Source organism: Virgibacillus salexigens, assembly GCF_014905415.1.
Lineage (GTDB): Bacteria > Bacillota > Bacilli > Bacillales > Amphibacillaceae > Virgibacillus > Virgibacillus salexigens.
Window position 1 is genome coordinate 1,217,590 of record NZ_BNEO01000001.1, and the last position, 21,577, is coordinate 1,239,166.

16 protein-coding genes are annotated in these 21,577 nt (G+C 37.9%); 6 read left to right on the forward strand and 10 right to left on the reverse strand.

Going from position 1 to position 21,577, the window contains the following annotated elements; translation table 11 throughout:
* Nucleotides 1–51 precede the first annotated feature (51 nt).
* A complete protein-coding gene (gene gltB, locus JKP73_RS05475; protein ID WP_200410966.1) occupies nucleotides 52–4,659 on the reverse strand; it encodes a glutamate synthase large subunit in 4,608 nt (1,535 codons plus the stop codon).
* 436 nt (nucleotides 4,660–5,095) lie between these two features.
* Between gltB and JKP73_RS05480 the strand changes: the two genes are divergently transcribed.
* Nucleotides 5,096–6,109 (forward strand): LLM class flavin-dependent oxidoreductase, encoded by a 1,014-nt coding sequence (locus JKP73_RS05480; protein WP_021289974.1) that lies wholly within the window; start codon nucleotides 5,096–5,098, stop codon nucleotides 6,107–6,109.
* Between the two features lie 61 nt (nucleotides 6,110–6,170).
* Here JKP73_RS05480 and JKP73_RS05485 read toward each other — a convergent pair whose 3' ends face one another.
* From JKP73_RS05485 to wrbA, 3 genes are all read right to left on the reverse strand, one after another.
* Nucleotides 6,171–6,956: an ion transporter gene (locus tag JKP73_RS05485; RefSeq protein ID WP_021289975.1), complete on the reverse strand. Its 786-nt coding sequence runs from the start codon at nucleotides 6,954–6,956 to the stop codon at nucleotides 6,171–6,173.
* Between the two features lie 273 nt (nucleotides 6,957–7,229).
* Nucleotides 7,230–8,486 carry a CYP152 family fatty-acid peroxygenase CypC gene (gene cypC / locus JKP73_RS05490; RefSeq protein WP_308436483.1) on the reverse strand — a complete coding sequence of 419 codons (1,257 nt, stop codon included), beginning with the start codon at nucleotides 8,484–8,486 and terminating at the stop codon, nucleotides 7,230–7,232.
* Nucleotides 8,487–8,603: 117 nt separating this feature from the next.
* Entirely contained in the window at nucleotides 8,604–9,206 is a 603-nt protein-coding gene (gene wrbA, locus JKP73_RS05495; protein WP_031335223.1) for an NAD(P)H:quinone oxidoreductase, read from the reverse strand.
* Between the two features lie 338 nt (nucleotides 9,207–9,544).
* Here wrbA and htpX point away from each other — a divergent pair, with 338 nt between their 5' ends.
* Nucleotides 9,545–10,420 (forward strand): protease HtpX, encoded by an 876-nt coding sequence (gene htpX, locus JKP73_RS05500; RefSeq protein WP_160806862.1) that lies wholly within the window; start codon nucleotides 9,545–9,547, stop codon nucleotides 10,418–10,420.
* A gap of 41 nt (nucleotides 10,421–10,461) precedes the next feature.
* Here the strand turns inward: htpX and JKP73_RS05505 are convergent, their stop codons facing one another.
* From JKP73_RS05505 to desA, 3 genes are all read right to left on the reverse strand, one after another.
* Nucleotides 10,462–11,061: a response regulator transcription factor gene (locus tag JKP73_RS05505; protein ID WP_021289979.1), complete on the reverse strand. Its 600-nt coding sequence runs from the start codon at nucleotides 11,059–11,061 to the stop codon at nucleotides 10,462–10,464.
* A complete protein-coding gene (locus JKP73_RS05510) occupies nucleotides 11,062–12,192 on the reverse strand; it encodes a sensor histidine kinase (RefSeq protein WP_021289980.1) in 1,131 nt (376 codons plus the stop codon). It abuts the gene before it with no gap.
* Between the two features lie 115 nt (nucleotides 12,193–12,307).
* Nucleotides 12,308–13,348 (reverse strand): Delta(5) desaturase DesA, encoded by a 1,041-nt coding sequence (gene desA, locus JKP73_RS05515; protein WP_021289981.1) that lies wholly within the window; start codon nucleotides 13,346–13,348, stop codon nucleotides 12,308–12,310.
* Between the two features lie 351 nt (nucleotides 13,349–13,699).
* Here desA and JKP73_RS05520 point away from each other — a divergent pair, with 351 nt between their 5' ends.
* Complete coding sequence (locus tag JKP73_RS05520) at nucleotides 13,700–14,332, forward strand: undecaprenyl-diphosphatase (protein ID WP_160806863.1); 633 nt, start codon at nucleotides 13,700–13,702, stop codon at nucleotides 14,330–14,332.
* A gap of 217 nt (nucleotides 14,333–14,549) precedes the next feature.
* Here JKP73_RS05520 and JKP73_RS05525 read toward each other — a convergent pair whose 3' ends face one another.
* On the reverse strand, nucleotides 14,550–15,092 hold the full coding sequence (locus tag JKP73_RS05525; protein WP_021289983.1) for a D-glycero-alpha-D-manno-heptose-1,7-bisphosphate 7-phosphatase: 543 nt from the start codon (nucleotides 15,090–15,092) through the stop codon (nucleotides 14,550–14,552).
* Between the two features lie 211 nt (nucleotides 15,093–15,303).
* Between JKP73_RS05525 and JKP73_RS05530 the strand changes: the two genes are divergently transcribed.
* From JKP73_RS05530 to JKP73_RS05540, 3 genes are all read left to right on the forward strand, one after another.
* Entirely contained in the window at nucleotides 15,304–16,005 is a 702-nt protein-coding gene (locus JKP73_RS05530; RefSeq protein ID WP_160806864.1) for a polyphosphate polymerase domain-containing protein, read from the forward strand.
* Nucleotides 16,006–16,028: 23 nt separating this feature from the next.
* Nucleotides 16,029–16,718, forward strand: coding sequence for a DUF4956 domain-containing protein (locus tag JKP73_RS05535; protein ID WP_160806865.1), 690 nt, complete (start codon nucleotides 16,029–16,031; stop codon nucleotides 16,716–16,718).
* A gap of 69 nt (nucleotides 16,719–16,787) precedes the next feature.
* Nucleotides 16,788–19,037: a carbohydrate-binding domain-containing protein gene (locus JKP73_RS05540; protein ID WP_160806866.1), complete on the forward strand. Its 2,250-nt coding sequence runs from the start codon at nucleotides 16,788–16,790 to the stop codon at nucleotides 19,035–19,037.
* Nucleotides 19,038–19,488: 451 nt separating this feature from the next.
* Here JKP73_RS05540 and JKP73_RS05545 read toward each other — a convergent pair whose 3' ends face one another.
* The gene (locus JKP73_RS05545) at nucleotides 19,489–20,895 is read right to left on the reverse strand and encodes a HAMP domain-containing sensor histidine kinase (protein ID WP_160806867.1); all 1,407 of its coding nucleotides are present in this window, start codon (nucleotides 20,893–20,895) and stop codon (nucleotides 19,489–19,491) included.
* On the reverse strand, nucleotides 20,885–21,559 hold the full coding sequence (locus JKP73_RS05550; RefSeq protein WP_200410967.1) for a response regulator transcription factor: 675 nt from the start codon (nucleotides 21,557–21,559) through the stop codon (nucleotides 20,885–20,887). The genes JKP73_RS05545 and JKP73_RS05550 overlap by 11 nt, the downstream gene beginning before the upstream one ends.
* Between the last annotated feature and the right edge of the window lie 18 nt (nucleotides 21,560–21,577).

A 21,577-nucleotide genomic window follows, 5' to 3' on the forward strand; every position in this document is an offset into this window, starting at 1 on the left:
AACACCAGTACAATCAATTATTTTGATTGATTCTCTCGTTAGGCAAACAAATTATTGCAAGGCACCTACTTCTTTTTTCTCTTCTTTCACTGGTTGTTTACTCTCTTCAAAAGCTGTCATTTCAGCGTCAAACTTGCTCATACCTCCAGCTCTTAAGGTAGTAATTCGTTCATTTATCGCAACAAATGCTTTTGGAATAATCTTTACAAATTGACTTACATATTTATCCCAATACGTTAAGATACGTTCTGCATGCGTACTATTCGTTTCGTTCACATGCTGTTGAATAATTCGATAAAGTCGTTGTATTTCTTCTTCATCTGCTAATGATTCTACATTTACCAATTCCTTATTAACGTTGTCACGGAAGGAATTCTCTTCATCGAATACATAAGCAACGCCACCAGACATACCAGCAGCAAAGTTTCTCCCAGTACTACCTAGTACAACCACTGTACCGCCAGTCATGTATTCACAGCCATGATCACCTACACCTTCAACAACGATGGTTGCACCACTATTCCTAACAGCAAAACGTTCACCTGCAAGCCCGCGGATATATGCTTCTCCCCTTGAGGCTCCATAGAATGCAACATTCCCTATGATCGTATTTTTTTCCGGAGGGAAGGTAACAATCGGATCTGGATGTACAATGATTTTCCCTCCAGAAAGTCCTTTACCAACAAAGTCATTTGCGTCTCCAATCAGCCTTAGAGTCATTCCAGGCGGAATAAATGCCCCAAAGCTTTGACCGGCAGATCCATTAAAATTGAGTTTAATCGTATCCTCAGGTAATCCTTGTTCTCCATAACGACTTGTTATTTCGCTACCAAGTAGGGCACCTGTTACACGGTTGATATTACGGATTGCTGTTGTAAATTCGACTGCTTTCTTCTTTTCAATTGCCTGTTTACAGTTTGGAATCAGCTCCTGATAATCAAGGGTCTTTTCAATTCCATGGTCTTGGCTAATCGTTGCATAACGTCCGACTTCAGCGGGAACATCTGGTTGATATAATAGGGCAGTTAAATCAACACCCTTTGCCTTCCAATGATCAATGGCTTCATTAAACTGCAATACATCCGTACGTCCTATCATTTCATTAATTGACCTAAACCCTAACTCAGCCATTAATTCACGAGCTTCTTGTGCAATAAACTTCATGAAGTTAACCACGTGATCTGGATCTCCCATGAATTTTTTTCGAAGTTCTGGGTTTTGCGTAGCAATCCCAACCGGACACGTATCTACATGACAGACGCGCATCATTACACAACCTAGTACCACGAGTGGCGCAGTAGAAAAACCATATTCCTCTGCCCCTAGTAAACTAGCAACAATAACATCTCTTCCTGTCATCATCTTACCGTCTGTTTCTACAACAATTCGATCCCTTAAACCATTTAATAATAGGGTTTGATGTGTTTCTGCAAGACCTATTTCCCAAGGCAATCCAGTATGTTTTAAACTAGTACGAGGAGCAGCACCTGTACCACCATCATACCCACTAATTAATACTAGGTCGGCACGCCCTTTTGCTACGCCAGCAGCAATTGTACCAACACCTACTGCAGAAACGAGCTTGACACTTATACGAGCTTTTGGATTCGTATTTTTTAAGTTATGGATTAATTCTGCCAAATCCTCAATCGAATAAATATCATGGTGTGGCGGTGGAGAAATAAGTTCAACCCCTGGAGTAGAACCACGCACTTCAGCTACCCATGGATATACTTTCTTCCCTGGCAAGTGCCCACCTTCTCCAGGTTTAGCTCCTTGTGCAATTTTGATTTGAATTTCGTCCGCATTCACTAAATAATGACTATTCACACCGAATCTACCTGACGCAACCTGTTTAATAGCACTTCTTCTTAATTCGCCATTTTCATCCCTGGTAAATCGGTCGGTTGATTCGCCGCCTTCTCCACTATTGCTTCGACCGCCAATCCGATTCATCGCAATTGCTAACGATTCATGTGCTTCTTTACTAATAGATCCGAAAGACATTGCACCTGTCTTAAACCTATGACAAATCGATTCTACTGATTCTACCTCCTCAATAGGTACAGGTTTTCTGTCTTTAAATGAAAGTAGACCACGAAGGGATTGCAGGTTTTCTTTTTCATCTGTTAATAGCTGAGAGTATTCTTTAAACAATTCATAATTTCCTGTTCGACAAGCATGTTGCAGTTTGTGAATTGTTTTTGGATTATACTGATGATCTTCTCCGTCTTTGCGGTATTGATAATCGTCACCTGCTTGCAAGGTGTTATTTCCTCCACGATTTTCAACAAATCCAGCTTGGTGACGCATACGTGTTTCTTGTTCTATTAAATCTAACCCGATACCACCAAGTCTTGATGCTGTATTTGTAAAATACGTATCTATTACATTTTGTTGAATGCCAATCGCTTCAAAAATTTGTGCCCCACGATAACTCTGAATCGTCGATATACCCATTTTAGACAAAATCTTAATAATACCGTCGGTAACCGATTTAATATACTTTTCAATGGCTTGCTTCTCTGATAAGCCTTCAATTTCTTGGCGCTCTACTAAATCTTCAATTGAGTGGTAGGCCAAATAAGGATTAATGCCTTCCGCACCATAGCCAATCAATGTTGCAAAATGATGTACTTCCCTCGGTTCTCCTGATTCGAGTAGTAGGCTAACTTTCGTACGCAATCCTTTCCGAATTAAATGATGGTGTAGTCCTGAAACAGCTAATAATGCTGGTATAGCAGCTTTGTCTTTGGTAATGCCTCTATCAGACAAGATAAGAATAATAGCACCTTCGTCAATCGCAGCATCTGCTTCGGTAAATAGACGATCTAATGCTTTTTCCAATGCATTTTCACCATCATTTATATCAAAATGCATAAATAATGTACTTGCCTTAAATCCTTCTAATTGCTGGATTCGTAACTTTTCTAACTCTCCATTTTTCAAGACCGGTGTTTTTAGCCGTATATGTCTACAGCTTTCTGCAGTTGGTTGTACTAAATTCCCTTCGGCGCCTATCGTTGTTTCTACCATCGTGATAATCTTCTCTCTAATTGCATCAATCGGGGGATTCGTTACTTGCGCAAACAACTGCTTAAAATAGTTATAGAGCAATTGCGGCTTCTTTGATAGTACTGCTAATGGCGAATCATATCCCATTGAACCAATTGGATCCTTCCCATCCGTTACAAGCGGCTTAATAACTTTACTTAATTCCTCTCTTGTATAACCAAAGGCAAGTTGCTGCGTAATTAATTTTTCTTCACCAAATACAGGCTGTCGGTACATAACCTCTGGAATGTCGTCTAAATCGACTTTATTATTCAGCCATTCTTTATATGGCTGCTCAGATGCGATCTGCATCTTAATATCTTCGTCTGGTACAATTACTCCTTTTTCCAAATCTACTAATAGCATTCTACCTGGTTCTAGTCTTCGCTTATATAAAATGTCATCAGCAAATATATCTAAGGCGCCAACTTCTGAACCAAGCACAATCATGCCGCTTTTTGTTACATAGTACCTGGCTGGGCGAAGCCCATTACGGTCAAGACAAGCACCAATTTGTGTACCGTCAGAAAAAACAAGTGCTGCTGGACCATCCCAAGGTTCCATTAATGTACTATGGTATTCATAGAAATCACGTTTTTCTTCTTTTATCGCGTCATCATTCGCCCACGGTTCTGGTACCATCATCATCGCTGTATGTGCCAATGAACGACCTGATAAGTGAAGAAATTCAAAAGTATTATCAAATATTGATGAATCACTGCCTTCGTAATCAATCACAGGTAGGATTTTTTCCATATCTTCATCTGTAAAGTATTCTGATGAACAAAGCTGCTCTCTTGCACGCATCCAATTCACATTTCCTCGTAACGTATTAAATTCTCCATTATGAATGGTATAACGGTTTGGATGAGATCTTTTCCAACTCGGGAAGGTATTTGTACTAAAGCGAGAATGAACTAACGCAAGAGCAGATTTAAAATCAGGATGGTTTAAATCGATATAAAAGGCGTCCAGTTGTTCAGGAACTAACATCCCTTTATATACGATTGTACTTGAGGATAAGCTACTAATATATACATCCTCATATTCAGGGGATTTTGCAGCTTCTTGTTCGATTCGTTTACGAATGACATATAACTTTCGTTCAAAAGCTTTTTGATCCTTAACATCCTCGGGTTTCTTGATAAAGATCTGGCGAATCGTCGGCATGCTTTTCGCTGCAACCTTCCCAATAAAAGATTCATTTATTGGAACTGGTCTCCATCCCAGTAACTGTTGTCCTTCCTCGCGAATAATCCGTTCGAACATCCTTTTGCATTCCATTCGTATGTCATGACTTCGTGGAAGAAATACCATTCCAACTCCATATTCACCTTTATCCGGGAGATGAATTCCTTCCTTCGCACACTGTTTTTGGAAGAATCGGTTTGGAATTTGGGTTAGTATTCCAGCACCATCACCTGTACTAGTATCAGCTGACTGACCCCCACGATGTTCCAGGTTACAAAGAATATTAATCGCATTCTGTACGATATTGTGGGTTTTCTTGCCATTTATATTTGCTATCATCCCGATTCCACATGCTTCATGCTCGAAATCAGGATGATAAAGACCCTGTTGTTCAGGAAATCCGTTCTTCGGCATCCCAACATCCCCTTTCTTGACATTAAAATATGCCTTTAAATTTTAAATTGTCGAATAATTTACCGCAATCTAAAATACTCCCATAAAAGTTTTCAAACTGTTCTACGCATTCGGAAAAAGGTATAGTAGGATTATAATATCATAAAACTAATTTTACCTCAAAATTCAGATAAGTTATTTTAATACAAAATTATTAAAATTTAATAAATGAAAACGCTGTCTTTTTCCTATTTTAAAAATTTTTATTCATCTAAACTGCATGCAATGCCAGGGTTTTTGGGGAGTTTACAAAATATTTCACAAAAATTTCATTTTTTATCGAAAAATTTCTTTTAATTCCTTTTTTGAAAACGCTTAAATAAATGAGCTGATTATTGGACGGTTATATGAAATACTCGTATCATTTCTTCATAAGAAATGATTAGGAGTGAATAAAATGGCAAAGCATTCAAGAACATTTCAAAATATACCCCTCTCTGTCTTGGATTTGGCTCCTGTAAATGAAGGAAGCACCCCAAGAGAGTCCTTCAAAAACAGTGTAGACCTCGCCAAGCATGTAGAAAAACTTGGTTTCCATCGCTATTGGTTAGCGGAACATCATAATATGCCTGGTATTGCAAGCTCTGCAACATCTGTTATTATTGGCCATATAGCTGAAAATACGAATCACATACGAGTTGGTGCTGGTGGAATAATGTTGCCAAATCATGCAACATTAGTAATTGCCGAACAATTCGGAACACTTGAATCCCTTTATCCTGGACGCATTGATCTTGGATTAGGTAGGGCACCAGGTAGTGATCAAGCTACCGCTTATGCATTACGACGGACATTAAACATGCGTGTAGAAGATTTTCCGATGCAAGTGAACGAATTACAGGATTACTTTTCGGATCATCCGGTTTCAAACGTCAAATCAGTTCCAGGTCAAGGTTTAGATATCCCAATTTGGTTACTTGGTTCTAGTGACTTTAGTGCAAGATTAGCTGCACAAAAAGGGCTCAGCTTCTCCTTTGCAAGTCATTTTGCACCAGCATATACAATTCCAGCATTAAATCTATATCGAGAACAATTCCAGCCTTCAGAAGTAATGGAAAACCCGTATGCGATGGTAGGAGTGAATGTGATTGCTGCCGACACAGATGAGAAAGCACATTATCTGGCTACCTCCCTTCAGCAGCAATTCTTGAATATGCGGAGAGGGCAACCTACCAAACTAAAACCGCCAATCAAAGATATTGAAGCCCATTTTTCAGCAATGGAGCTTGAAGCAATTAAGCAATCACTTGATCCACGAACAACCATCATCGGAAGTAAAGAAACCGTCCGAAAAGGGCTGGAGAACTTCTTAACGGAAACACAAGCGGATGAAATGATTATTAGTGCCCAAATATATAATCAAGAAGACAGAGAACGTTCCTTTGAGATCATATCTGAATTGATGGATTAACATCTAATTATAAGAGCAAACATAAGCCCCCAATGTATTAACACATTGGGGGCTTATGTAATTATTTTTTCTCTTTTAATAGTTCTTTGACTTCCTGTAATTCCGCTTGTAATTCTGCTAATTTAATATCAGTCGGTGATGGTGTATCCTCGCGATTCGCTTCCTCTACATTATTTACTACAACACCGACAAACAGATTGACGATGACAAACGCCCCAATCAAAATAAAAGTCACAAAATACCACCAAGAAGATGGATCTTCTGCTAAAATTGGACGCATCACGCCACTTGCCCAAGACTCTAACGTAATAACTTGGAAAAGTGTTAATAAGGATTGGTGAAGTGTTCCGAAATATTCTGGTGCTATGGACTGATACAGCATTGTACCAATGACACCGTATATATAGAAGAATATGCCAAGCAACAACATAATGGTACCCATCGATGGGATCGTTAATAATAATGCATTAACCATTTTTCGTAATGAAGGAATAATAGATATAGCTCGAAGCACACGAAGGACACGTAAGATTCTTAAAACCATTACATAATGTGACCCAACTAATAAGTGACCACTTAATACAATCACAAAATCAAAAACGCTCCATGGATCTTTGAAAAAAGCCTTCACAGATGAACTACCTATTAAACGGATAACAATCTCTATCGTAAATATCCACAACAGGATACGATCTGCAATGAAAATCCAATTCAAATAATTTTCCGCAATGTAATTATATGTTTCTAAACCTACCAAAATGGCATTCAAAATAATTAATATAATAATTGTGTTATAAAAAGCAGGATGATCAGCAAGCACTGCACATTTTTTACGAATCGTACGCATATGGAAGTGTTCCTCCTTTTCTCTCTGTAGTAATTTTACTGATTTCACCGTGGTTTGTCACCTATTCAAACACTTCATTATGTTAATTTTTAGTGAACAACTACAGCGAATTTATATATGTCTTATAGAGAATAGGAGTGGTTGCTGCCTGCTAATTATAGTCTAATAACATATTTTCTAAAGTAGCTGGGTACTTACTTACAAGATCAATTTAGGGTAACGATGACAAAAGCGAGAGCTATCCCAACGATAGCTAACTTAGAGGAGCATAATCTAGTACGAACATCTTCGAACATGATTTATGATCAATCTATTAGCTGGGATTGCTGGCATACGTTTCAAACTATATCTTAAATCTTGTTCTGGAATCTCGTAACTCATACGCTCCGTTAGAAAATGTAAGCTCGACTTCATTAATTCAATCGTGATCCATTCTCCTGCACAACGATGCCCCAAATCATACTCCCCACCTCCTTGTGGGATAAAGTTAAAAGGATTTCCTTCCCATTTCAAAAAGCGTTTAGGGTTAAACGTATATGGGTTTTCCCATAGTGTACTATCGTGATTGGTTCCGTAAATATCAAGTAAAACTAACGTATTCTTTTTAAACAAAACATGATTCCAGGTAAAGTCTCTATTCACTCGTGCACCTGTAAACGGAGCAAATGGATAATATCTCCGAACTTCTTGTACAAACATTTCCTTATTCTGATCACGATTGTCTCCAGACATTATTTCCTGTTTTGCTTCTGGAAATTCGTATAGAGCCAAAGTAGAAAACGTAATAAAACGACCGATTGCCGTAATAGGACGTAATAAATTTAGAACTTCTACTGCCGCTGTATGCACATCTAGCAACTCTCCCGATAAATCACGATGCCACGTTATCTTGTAAAGCGGTGTATTCGAATCAATGATGATATTACTATGCCTAACTTCTTCAACGATATAAGTAATCCATTTTTCTGCCCGTTTTCGTGCGATGCGTCCTCGCCAGTGTCTCGGTCCAGCTGCACCAAAAGCATCAATCATTGCCGATAAATCAGACGTTCTTGTGTTAAGATTGATTGCACGAATCGGCACCCCTGTCCATTGACAAGCGGTAATACACATGAGCTTCTCTAACTCATGAAACAATTCTACTTCTTCTATAGCCTCCCATCGCTTTATTGCAATCTCCCATTGTTTTTCTGCAATTTGCTTTATTTTCTTTAAACTATCACAAGTCATTAGGTCCATAAATAATGTTTTCCTATGTTTATGTGCTTGTTCATCCAATCCCTGAACACCACCTTTACCAAATAAACTCTTTAAAATCCGGCGGGGAGCCGCTCCTTGACGCTTAAATAAATCTTGATTATAAAAAAGTTCCGCTGCTTCCTGTCCACGAATACAAATGACTTTTTGTCCCAGCAATCTCGTTTGAATAACAGAAGTGTTGGAAGCACGCATTCGATTAGGAATAAAGCAATACCCCTCTTTTAAAAGGTTGACGCTATGATCCAACCCCGACTCTTTCGGTAATACCACTGTCAGACAACTCCTTTATTTCATATTGTTTGTAGTAGCATTCCCTATCGAAAACAACATCCATTCACTGATAGATAAAAAAACTGAATCGAAATCATCGATTCAGCTTTTTCCTATTTATTGATTTACTTTTTCTGCAACTTCAATTGTACGTTTTGTTTGATGCTTGACTGCTGCTTCTACGTCTTCCACCATGTTACCATCTTGACCCTGCGTGACACTTGTACCATATGGATTACCACCAGCTGCATAAGCAACATCATCCGTATAGCCTGGTGGTACAATAATTGCACCCCAATGCATCATCGATGTATATAGTGATAAAATCGTTGCTTCTTGTCCACCATGTGGATTTGATGCGGATGACATCCCACTTACTACTTTATTTACTGTTTTGCCAGAAGCCCATAGACCACCCTGCAAATCTAGAAATTGCTTCATTTGTGAAGCTACGTTTCCAAAGCGTGTTGGCGTTGAGAAGATGATTGCATCTGCCCACTCAATATCGTCAGAAGTGGCTTCTTTTACATCTTTTGTTGCATCATAGTGTGCCTTCCAAGCTGGATTAGATTCAATTGCCGCCTCTGGTGCAAGTTCAGGAACCTTCACTAACCGTACTTCCGCGCCTGCAGCCTTGCCAGCTTCTTCTGCCCATTTTGCTAATTGATAATTGATACCAGTTGAACTGTAATAAATAATAGCTAATTTAACATTACTCATCTGTTTCTTCTCCTTTATAAAAAATATTTTATCAAGAAATCCCATATTGCTTACTGTCTCCTTGCTGTAAATAATTATTCGATAAAGTAACTAACAACTGTTAATCACATACTGCTTTTTAACAACCTAATTACTTTATGTAACTATAGTAAACCAGTATATAACTTATGTCAAGTAAATTTGTTATCAAAAGTAATTTTAGTGATATATAGATTCATACCCTATTTTGTAACAAATCCTACAAAAATACAGTGAATTATTGGTTGTACGTGTTGTTTTAGCATAATATAATTAATGTGAAAGATTCACAAAAAAGACTATTGGTAAAGGGTGAGATTGTGGGAAAACGAATTTTTTACTTTCTGTTAACAAATGTTCTTGTTCTAGCAACCATCACGATTATCTTTACACTCATTCCCGGAACATGGAACTACATTGGGCAGGACGGTCAGCTTCATTTAGGTACATTACTCTTATTTAGTGCTGTCATCGGTTTTACAGGTTCCTTTATTTCCTTAGCGATGTCACGTTGGATGGCGAAACGAATGATGGGTGTTCGCGTCATTGACCCAAATAAGGAAATGTCGCAGCGTGAAAGAGAAGTTGTTGAGAAAGTTCATCGCTTATCTCGTGCAGCAGGGCTTATGCACATGCCGGAAGTAGGGATCTATGATTCGCGAGAAGTAAATGCATTTGCCACCGGTGCGACAAAGAAGCGTTCTTTAGTAGCAGTATCTACTGGATTATTGTATGAAATGGATGATGACGCTGTTGAAGGGGTAATTGCTCATGAAGTTGCACATATTTCAAATGGAGATATGGTTACCATGACTTTATTACAAGGAGTTGTAAATACATTTGTTGTCTTTTTAGCTCGTATTGCAGCGTTTGTTGTGAGTCGCTTTGTAAAGGAAGAGTTAGCTCCAATCGTACATTTTATTGCGATTATCCTGTTCCAGCTTGCTCTTTCCATCCTTGGTAGCTTAGTGGTATTTGCTTATTCTAGACATAGGGAATTCCACGCTGACCGTGGTGGGGCAGACTTAGCTGGTAAAGATAAGATGAGACATGCTTTAGAATCGTTACGTGTATATTCAAACCGCGTACGAGGAGAAGAAACTTCAATTGCTACGCTAAAAATTAATGGGACGAAAAAGACATCGATCTTTTCAACGCATCCTAGCCTAGATGAGCGCATTGACCGATTAGTATAAACAAACCCTCCTTAAATAAGGAGGGTTTTTGGTTCAGCTAATTACTCAAACCAACCGGATTCCTTGTATTTAGCTATTGCTTCAATGCGATTTCCAACTTCTAATTTATCAAGAATAACAGATATATAATTACGGACTGTACCTGTAGTAATGTATAATCTCTTGGCAATCTCCTTTGTACTCGCTCCAACAGCTAACAGGCGCAGGACCTGCTCTTCTCGTTCTGTTAACGGATTTTCGTTATTATACGCTAAATCAATAAGCTCTGGAGAATAAACCTTACGACCACTAACGATAACTCTGATCGAATTTGCCAATTCTTCACTCGGACTATCCTTAAGTAAATAGCCACTTACCTGTGCTTTCCTAGCACGCTCAAAATAACCAGATCTTGCAAAGGTTGTTAAGATAATTACTTTACATTGCTCATCTTTTATTGCTTCTGCAGCATCTAGCCCACTCTTTAGCGGCATTTCAATATCCATCATACAAACGTCCGGTTGCTGTTCCTTAACTAACCGAATAGCTTCTTCACCATTACTCGCTTTACCAACTACTTTCATGTCCTCCTCTAAATTAAGCAAGGAACCAAGCGCGCCCAACAACATTGTCTGATCTTCAGCAAGTACAATTCGAATCATCTAAGCCCTCCCTTCTGATTGTTTGATTACGGTTGGAATACGAATTGTTATTTGAGTACCCTCTGAACCAGTTATTTTCATACGGCCATTTACAAACTCCAAACGCTCCTTTATACCACGAAGACCGTTGCCTTCATTTTGCTGCAAAAGATTAGAATTGCCGATCCCGTTATCTTTCACCTCCATCACCCAATCACTTGCAGTTTGTTGTATACTAATAAAACACTCCGTAGCATAACTATGTTTTACCACATTAGTTACAGCTTCTCGTAAACACATACTTAATACATTTTCTAACAGAACTGGTGCCTTTATGAAATCTTCATCAATGTCTGTGTATAATTGCATTTGCGCAGCATCAATCATCTGCTTTGCATGAATAATTTCTTCCTTTAATTTTACATTTTTCATTTCGGATACCATATCTCTCACTTCTTTTAATGCGGTTCTAGCTGTTTGGTTAATATCACCTAATTCATTCCTTGCCGATTCTGGATCAATATGAACTAATTTCCCTGCTAAATCACTCTTCAACCCAATAAGCGATAATTTTTGTCCTAAGGTATCATGCAAATCACGTGCAATTCGCTGTCGCTCTTTAATAACCATTAGTTGTGCTATCTTCTTATTCGCGTCCTCCAACTGATGCTCTAGTTTGTCCTGTTTATTGCGGTTATAGCGTGTAAAAGGCAGAAGAATGACTCCGAAAACCGTGATGGCAATAAACGGCAATTGCGGTAAAAAGAGTTGCCCATGCATATAAAAACCAAAACTAACCGCTGAAAGCGTTGTGACTAAGTGAATGACATACAAAGTAATAAAGCCTTTTTTATTATCCATATTACCAATGAAAAAAGCTAAAAACAGAGAAAAATATACATACCCAAAGTATAGTGTCATTCCGATACTAATGGCTATTTGAATACTAACAGAAAAATATACCGTCCATCCTTTTTTAATAAAAGCAAGTCGATATGTGGTAAAGAAAAGCACAATGAGCGCTATTCCAATAGCTATTTCTATAAAATTTGACGAACGGACAATAAAATAAAAGGGCAATAAACAAAAAACAACCCACGCAAAAGCACTTAATCCTGTATTTTTTGGAAAAATATGATACCAGTTTTGCATTATTCGCCCTCCTTTATCCGATGTGTAAAGTATAGCAAAATATTTACCTGACAACTTCCCTTTTTTGAAATAAAAAAAGACTGACGTAAAAGTCAGTCCCTTGAAGCCCCATACATTACTTTTCTTGAATACTCGTTTTCATCGATACATTTGTCGTTTTTTTCTGTAACGCTTTGATATCTTTAAAACTCATAAATGTTTTTGAAGCTTCATCATAGACACGAAAACGAATTGATTGCAAACTCGTTCGTAATGTTATCGTTGTTGCTTTCTGAAGTGGCGGTGTTGATTCGTGTGCAGGTTCTAAATGATAGTTAGGTACCTTAGGACTTAAGTGATGTACATGGTGAAAACCAATATTCCCTGTCATCCATTGTAAGACCTTTGGCAGCTTATAATACGAACTTCCATCAACAGCAGCTTTTACATAATCCCATTCGGCTTCATTCTCAAAATAAGAATCCTCAAATTGGTGCTGAACATAAAACAACCAAATTCCTAGCGACCCAGAGATAAATAAAATTGGTAGCTGGATAATGAGAAAAGCACTCCAGCCAACTGCCCAAATTAAGCAAGCGTAGATAACTAGGATTGATAAATTAATCACATACGTATTGTATCGCTCTTTTCTCTTTGCGCCTTTTCGATTAAACCGATTCGATAGTAAGAAGAGATACAAGGGACCTAACCCAAACATAACAATAGGGTTTCTGTATAGACGGTATGCTAGCTTTCTCCAAAAAGAAGCTTCTAAATATTCATCCACCGTCATGATCCACACATCGCCTGTACCACGCTTGTCTAGATTACTGCTTGTTGCATGATGAATCGCATGACTGCGTTTCCATTTTTCAAACGCAAATAAAGTAATAACTCCTGTGATGGTTCCTATAATTCGGTTAGCTTTTGGGTTCTTAAAGAAAGAGCTATGGGTACAATCATGAAAAATAATAAATATTCGAATTACGAATCCAGATGCAACAACAGCTAAACCAAGTGTAAGCCAGATGGAAATGGCAAGACTTTGGTAAGCAAGGTACCATAACAGTATAAAGGGTAGAATTGTATTTATAAGTTGGAGTATGCTCCGTTTTACATCCGAATTCGCAAATCGAGCCACACTTTTCCTTAATTGAGCTTGTTTTTGTCTACTCATGTTTTCCTCCTAGTTTATAGCTTTTCTCTCATCTTAATACGATCTAAGAGAGACCTGAAGGCATAAATATCAAGGAGGATATATGACAAGTATCATATATCAACAATTAGTGCCTCTTCTGTTCAATTACCAGTAATACATAAACCCAAGATAAAACTTCCTAATCACCATTGAAGTTCATATCATCCTCCTTTTTTATGATATAAATCAGCTAAACGCAGTTGTTTATTTTTCATCAAGCCGACCAAAAAGCATTAGATTTGTCGAATTTTTATATTTCAGGCTTGGGTACTTGAAAAATTTTACAGCACCCATCGTCGTTTCACCGCTTTAGGAGGAAATAGTGATATTATGGAGCTTCTACAAATAAATCATAGCTTATTTCGTTTCATTAATGATTTAGGTAAGCAATTCCCTAGTCTCGACCCAATCATTATCTTTATTGCTGAATACCTTGCCTTTATCTTAGCGTTTGGTGTAATTATTATTTGGTTTACTCGACATAGACAGCATAGACGTATGATTATGAGTGCCTTGATTGCTTTCTTTCTTGCTGAGATCTTAGGAGTTATAGCTAGCAGTGTTCATTTTAATAACCAACCTTTTTACGAACTAACAAATGTTAACCAGTTAATCACGCATGAAGTTGATAACTCTTTTCCAAGTGACCATACTATTTTATTCTTTTCATTTTGTCTTACCTTTTGGCTGTTCCAAAGAAAAGGTGGGTGGATCTGGATTAGCTTGGCTATAGGCGTAGGTATATCTCGGATTTGGGTTGGGGTACATTATCCTTTCGATGTAGCAGCGGGAATTATTTTAAGCACATTCGCAGCAATGATTGCTTTTCAATTCACAACAAGACTATTAGTTGTAGATAAAGTACTTATTTTCTATGAGAAACTAGAACAACGAATATTTCCCAACTTAAAAAAGAAGGATAGCCAACAGCAGCATAACAACGGCAAAACAACCCACGTATAACTGGACTAAGACATTACAAAAACGGATATTTCTTAAATTCCAAACATTGAGCTATTGAACCGCAATCCAAAATAGGCATGCTTTCCAGAGGAATGATCTTAGGAATTGCTTACTCGTTTGGAACATGCCTATTTCATTCACTGTGATTTTCGAATAGTTATATTCCCTTTCTTTCGGCAGTAATACAACTTACTAGAACGAATCATGAAAATCATCTTTACTTTTTTGACTTATGAAGATCACATAAAAACACTGCTGCGGCTAGGAGATTTGGAAAAGTCCAATCTGCTTTGCTTGTTGTTTGCCGGTTTCCTACTAGAATTGTTTTTACACCCGCTTTCTTACCAGCCTCCACATCTACTTCTCGATCACCAACCATAAAACTATGTTGTAAATCAATTTGATGTTTCCTTGCTAGTGTATAGATCATTTCTGGTTTTGGCTTACGACAGGCGCAGTTAGCATCGGGTTTATGTGGGCAATAAGCAATATCGTCAATATGCCCATCAGATTTAGCTATTTCCTCCTTCATCTTTTTATGTACCGCATGTAAATTTTCCTCATTCATATACCCTAGTCCAATTCCACCTTGATTCGTCACAACAAACACCTTATAACCTAAATCATTACATATTTTTATTGCCTCAGCTACACCTTCTAACAGGTAAACATCTGCAGGCTGATTTACAAATTTCACCCGCTTTGTTAAAACTTCATTGACAACTCCATCCCGATCTAAAAAGACGGCCGACTGTTTCATACTGCTCCTCCTCACTATGCGTTATTACTTTATTTTGAACCAATTTGTCTTGTTTTATAGATGAATACTGTTTAGTGTTCTCTAAAAACGATTAACAATATCTTAACTTGACATTCACTTGACACATTTCCTATATACACTGTTATTGTCCACGGCATGAAGGAGGTTAACCCACATATTGTTTCAATGAACCTAGAAAGGAGGCAAATAAATGCCAATACAAACTTCTTTTAACCCAAAAGGACGTAATGAATTAAAACACGCGATATCTGTAGCAGAATATCACCTGTTACAAGATAAACTACAACATTACCTAAGAAGAGATCCAAACGCTAAACGAAACGGGAGATATCTTATTCGATCTACCTATTTTGATAACTTTGACAATAAAGTATTACAGGAAAAGAAAGAAGGATACTTGAATAGAGATAAATACCGTGTCCGTATATATAGAAAAAGCGGTAAAGTCATTCATTTAGAACGTAAAAGTAAGCGTAATAACCTCACATTTAAAACCAAATGCGAGATTTCAAGATCCGAGTTTGAAAAACTACGGATAGGCGATATTACCTGGATGGAAAACGACGAAAGGGCACTCATCCGTGATCTAATGTTCGAAATGAAGTACCATCAGCTAAAGCCGAAAGCGGTAGTTGATTATGAACGAGAACCGTGGATCTATCCATATGGCAATGTTCGCATTACCTTTGATATGAAGGTGCAGTCAAGTATACAAAATACAGATATGTTCAATAGACATTTGCCAATGATAGATGTATTAGAACCTCATTTAATTATTTTAGAAGTAAAATACGATGCGTACTTGCCAGACGTTATTAAACATCTCTTACAATTATCGGATACCAGACAGGAAGCGTATTCCAAGTATCAATTAAGTCGCATGTATGGTTAAAAAAAGCTAAAGGAGAGAGAAATATGGATTCAAACACAACAAACTTTTCAGATATATTCAAATCAAGTTTTTTAGAAAATACATCATCCTTTTCCATCGTAGATTCCTTACTTGGACTTGGATTATCATTCCTAATAGGATTATTCATTTACATGATTTATAAGAAAACATTTAAAGGCGTAATATACTCACATTCATTTAATATTTCATTAGTTATTATGACGATGGCTACAGCATTGGTCATTATGGGAATCAGTCAAAACGTATTATTATCACTTGGTATGGTAGGTGCATTGTCGATTGTACGGTTCCGAACACCCATTAAAGACCCAATGGACTTAGTATTTTTATTTTGGTCTGTAATTGCAGGTATATTATGTGGAGCAGGTTTTCTATTATTAGCTATTGTCGGTACCATCGTTATTGGGATTGTCATTGTATTATTTGGAAACAAAATTAAGGTAGAAAATCCTTATCTTTTAGTCGTTAAATACAATAATGATCGCCTTGGAAACCAAATAGAAAGTCTGATTAACGAAAAAACGAAACGATTTTCTTTAAAATCAAAATCTATCATACAACATAATGAAATCGAGGTTACATATGAAATCAGAGTTAAAGAGAATGACTCTGCCATCACATCCGAAATTTCAATAATGGATGGTGTCAATTCAGCAGTCATGTTGAGTTACGATGGTAACTTCACGGCATAAACAAGGCAACGAAGTAGTTCTATTCCATTAGACTACTTCATTCCTATCATGATAAAGGGAGGTTATACAATGAAGGTAAAGAATATCTGGATCGTATTTTTTATTAGTATTCTATTAATGATCAGTGGTTGCGGAACCGAGCAAGCTGCAACAACTAGGCAATCAGATAAGCTGATTAGTAACTTAGTTACTTATGATAAGGAAGATGCGTATACAGATTGGGATAATGAAGATGTTACCCATATATATCTGGACAAAACAACTGCTAATGTTGATGGAAACGAAGGGGTAGTTGTTGAAGATCAAAACATATCCATCCGTACGACTGGTACGTATGTAATTGAGGGAACATTAGAAGACGGTCAGATTGTCATTGATGCAGAAGATGATGGGACAGTACGGCTCGTAATGAATGGTGCTACCATTAACTCATCAACGAGTGCTCCTATCTATATCAAACAAGCAGATAAAACCATCTTGTCTTTAGAGGGAAATACGGAGAATACAGTAACAGACCCTGAACAATATACGTATGAAGATGCCGACGAACTAAAAGCAGCCATCTTTAGTAAAGATGATTTAACCATCAACGGCACTGGCAACTTAACAGTGAATGGAAACTATAACGACGGAATCACGAGTAGAGATGAGTTAAAGATTACTGGTGGTACCATTGAAGTAACGGCAAAAGATGACGGCATTGTTGGACGAGACTTATTTGCAATGAAAGACGCTGCTATTTCTGTTACATCTACCGGTGATGGAATAAAAGCCTCGAATGATGAGGATGAGCAAAAAGGAAATATCGTCTTACAAAGTGGTTCTTTATTCGTTGAAGCATCCAAAGGTGACGGTGTCCAAGCTGAAAAAGCAATAGTCGCTGTTGATGGGGAATATACGATAACATCAGGTGGCGGAAGTCCAGAAACAATTGAAACAAACCAAGCAGGCGGCGGTATGGAAGCGGGCGGCCCAATGGGTAACCAAGATATTCCCACCATGATTGATCGTTTATTGGAACAAATTGATGTTTCTGAGGAAGTAAAAGAACAGCTCCAAAACGCGGAAAGCTTTGAAGATATGCAAGCAATTATACAAGAAAATCCAGAAATCCAAGAACAAATGCAAACTTCTGGTGGAATGCCTGGTGGCCAGCCTCCTCAAGGAAAAGCACCTCAAGCACCAAACCAAAACAATAATTCCCAAAGCCAGGAGAATGCAGGAAACGCATCAAATACCGATGTATCATCACAATCAGCTAATGAAGAAACGGATTCTGAAAATACAGTTAGTACAAAAGGTATCAAGGCTGGAACCGATCTGACTATTGTTGGCGGCACATTCACGATTGATGCCTTAGATGATGCGATTCATAGCGATCAGGATGTTACCATTTCTGGTGGTGAATCATACCTTTCTACAGGCGATGATGCCCTGCACGGAGATGGAGACCTTACCATTGAAGGTGGAACAACTACGGTTGCTAAAAGTCTAGAAGGTGTTGAAGCAACAAATATTACAATCACAGAAGGCACAACCTATATTCATGCAGAAGATGACGGTATCAATGTTAACGGAGGAAGTACTGAAGGAGAGATGTCAGGTATGGGTGGCGCTGGTGGTGCGCCCCCTTCTGATAATGGGGGAAACGCGACTAGCGAGCAACAAGAACAAACATCTACAACAGAAGAAGTATCAAGCGAGGAAGGACAATTACTGATTGAAAATGGGTATGTCTATATTAACGCCAATGGTGATGGCTTAGATTCTAATTCGTCCATAAAAATGACGGGTGGTAAAGTACTTGTCTATGGTCCAACTCAATCAATGAATGGATCCTTAGATTATGATCAATCCTTTATTATTGAAGGTGGTATGTTAGTTGCTAGTGGAAGTAGTGGAATGGCACAAGGAATCTCTGAAGAATCCACACAACAAGCCATTATGATGACGTTCCCTGAAATGCAGGATGCAGATACATCTATATACCTAGAAGATAGTGCAGGCGAGCAAATACTTGGTATAGCTCCTGAGAATGCATTCCAGTCTGTATTGATTAGTACACCATCTCTTGAAAAAGACGAATCCTATACATTCAACGCAGGTGGTAAATTAACAGGTGAAAGTAACGATGGGGTATATCAAGATGCGACTTACCAAGAAGGTTCCTTAGCCGTCGATTTTCCGCTTTCTGAAGTTATGACGTATATAGATGAATCAGGAGTGACCGAAAATCAATCAAATAACATGTTCGGTGGAAATCGTGGAGGAAATCAAAGAAACGGTGACGGCAATCCACGGAGTAGCAATCAAAACTAAAAATAAACAAAAACGAGGCTGAGACAAAAGTATCTTATTCCTATAATAATCCGAACGATCGCATTCGAATCTGTTCGGATTATTTGTTTACCTATTTTGGTTTGGTTGTGTCCCGGCCCCATTTTGCAGCGAACGAAAAAATACTCTCGCTTTCCAAGGACGAACGCCCGAGCCCCCTCGCGAAATCCACACTGCGGGATCTCTGATCGTCCGGTTTTTTGTTGTTTTTGCTTTTGTATACGTTGTAAGTAAAGGACATTCTATATTTACGACCTGAATTATAGCGGCCAAACCAGTACGTAAGGATGCATAAGTGAGCACACTTCTCCTTGCCGAACGCTGCTATATCAAATCGGTTATTCGATGGTCGAGGTAGAAAACAATAAAGGGAAAGAGATTAAATAAGGCTGCAAGAAAGCCTCTACAGTACGTATTTAGGAAAAAGCAATAATTATTTTGGTAACGATATTCGAAATATGGTTCCTGTATCACTGCTTTGTTTTAAACATAAATCACCGTTCATTGCCTGAGCGATCATTTTACTTAGAGACAGACCAAGACCAAGTCCCCTTGTTTTATATTTCTTTCCTTCTCCTCGATAAAATCGTTCAAAGATAAATAGTTGTTCTTCAAACGGTATTCCTGGACCATTATCTTCAATATCGATAAACACATTATTCGTATCACTACTTAAATTCACCTGAATTTCCCCTGCTTGCATCGCCTGCATTGCGTTATTAAGTAAATTTGTAATAATTTGTTCAAGCCGAATAACATCCACTTCTAATTGAACAGCAGATTCTAAGAAAGAAACCCTTGTTTCCATGTTTTCTTCCTCTTGAGAAATACTCCAATGATAAACAATATTTTTCACTACATCGTTCACATTTACCTGTTCCCTTGATAAGGGTACAGCATTTGCAGCAAATGAATTAAATGCTAGTAAATCTTCAACCATTGTTCGCATTTTTTCCGTTTCTTTCAAGGATATTGCTAAAAACTCTTTTGCCTCATCTCCAGTTACTACATCATCATTTACAGCCTGAAGTAACCCATTGATAGAAGTAACCGGAGTTTTTAATTCATGGGTAACTCCAGCTAATAATTGGGTTCGTAAAGATTCTAGTTGTTCTAGGCGATTCGCCATGTCTTTAAATGAAGACACAAGCTCGTATACTTCTTCTTCCTTACTATTTTCTGGTAGATCGATTCGATAATCCCCATCCTGCACCCGTCTAGCGGCTTGAGCAACTTCCTTGATTGGCCTTGATAAACGTCTTGTTAATAAATAAATAGCAACCCAGCCGAGTAATGCTAGACTGATAATCATGATTGCTAATAATGTATATTCTTGCTTTACTTTTGCCAATACGTTTTCTGATTCGACCATCATAACCCAACCAACCGTATCTTCATCGACAGCTATTGGTGCTTTTATCAAATAAAAATACGTATTGTTCTCACCAAGCTTCCGCTTTTGTACGGACGTTTCTGATTGTATCCATTCTTTCTTTACTTGATTTTCTAATGGTCCCATAGGACGGTTGCTGGAAACAATTTGACCATCCGACTTGATAATATATACAAACGGATCACTTTCTAAATCCATCCAGTGTCGACGTTCAGGGAATCCCCCTTCACCATCAGGGTGTGGTCCTATTTCGCCAGTATTTGTTATTTGATTCGCCATATCTTCTGTTAATAATTCCATGATATGAAGACGATTTTCTAATGTCGTATGGCGAATCCATAGTGCAGAAAGAATAGCTATAACAATTAAGCCAATACATAATGTCAATAAGTAACGGCTTGTCCAAAAGCGACTTAATGGAATTCGTTCTTTCTCTTTAATAAACACTTAACTGATACCCCAATCCACGAAGTGTTTTAATTTCTCCTTCTATCTTAGGCCAATCCTCTAACTCTCTTCTTATTCGCTTTATTGCCAAATCAACTGCTCGATCACTGCCTTCATATTCCCACCCCCAAACATGTTCAATTAATTGGTCCCTTGTAAACGTTTGGTTTGGATGATCAGCTAAAAATAAAAGTACCGAAAGGTCTCGGGGTGTTAATCGAATGATGTTTCCTGACAATTTAACGGAATGTGATTTCATGTCAATTTCGAGTTTACCAAAGCGTTTGACCTGAGAGTTCTCTGCTTTTGATCGACGTAAAACAGCTTTCACACGAGCTACCACTTCTTCTGCATTAAATGGTTTTGCGATATAATCATCTGCACCTTCATTTAATCCGTCTAAACGGTAGTTGATATCACCTAAAGCAGTTAACATGATTACCGCACATGTGTCCATGTTACGTATCTCTTTAAGTAAATCCCATCCATCTTTACCTGGGAGCATGACATCTAATAGTACAAGGTCCGGATTAGTTGAATAAAAGGCCTCCATTGCCGCTTCTCCATTAAATACCTGATCCACACCAAAACCAGCCTTTTGTAAGTATGCTCTTAGTACTTGGCTTATTGAAAATTCATCCTCTATAATTAATATACGTTTCATTCTATTCATTCCTAACAA

Coding starts and splice junctions, on each gene's coding strand:
- gltB (WP_200410966.1), bottom strand. CDS start 4,659: ATGCCGAAGAACGGATTTCCTGAACAACAGGGTCTTTATCATCCTGAT.
- JKP73_RS05480 (WP_021289974.1), top strand. CDS start 5,096: ATGGCAAAGCATTCAAGAACATTTCAAAATATACCCCTCTCTGTCTTG.
- JKP73_RS05485 (WP_021289975.1), bottom strand. CDS start 6,956: ATGCGTACGATTCGTAAAAAATGTGCAGTGCTTGCTGATCATCCTGCT.
- wrbA (WP_031335223.1), bottom strand. CDS start 9,206: ATGAGTAATGTTAAATTAGCTATTATTTATTACAGTTCAACTGGTATC.
- JKP73_RS05505 (WP_021289979.1), bottom strand. CDS start 11,061: ATGATTCGAATTGTACTTGCTGAAGATCAGACAATGTTGTTGGGCGCG.
- JKP73_RS05510 (WP_021289980.1), bottom strand. CDS start 12,192: ATGCAAAACTGGTATCATATTTTTCCAAAAAATACAGGATTAAGTGCT.
- desA (WP_021289981.1), bottom strand. CDS start 13,348: ATGAGTAGACAAAAACAAGCTCAATTAAGGAAAAGTGTGGCTCGATTT.
- JKP73_RS05520 (WP_160806863.1), top strand. CDS start 13,700: ATGGAGCTTCTACAAATAAATCATAGCTTATTTCGTTTCATTAATGAT.
- JKP73_RS05525 (WP_021289983.1), bottom strand. CDS start 15,092: ATGAAACAGTCGGCCGTCTTTTTAGATCGGGATGGAGTTGTCAATGAA.
- JKP73_RS05530 (WP_160806864.1), top strand. CDS start 15,304: ATGCCAATACAAACTTCTTTTAACCCAAAAGGACGTAATGAATTAAAA.
- JKP73_RS05535 (WP_160806865.1), top strand. CDS start 16,029: ATGGATTCAAACACAACAAACTTTTCAGATATATTCAAATCAAGTTTT.
- JKP73_RS05540 (WP_160806866.1), top strand. CDS start 16,788: ATGAAGGTAAAGAATATCTGGATCGTATTTTTTATTAGTATTCTATTA.
- JKP73_RS05550 (WP_200410967.1), bottom strand. CDS start 21,559: ATGAAACGTATATTAATTATAGAGGATGAATTTTCAATAAGCCAAGTA.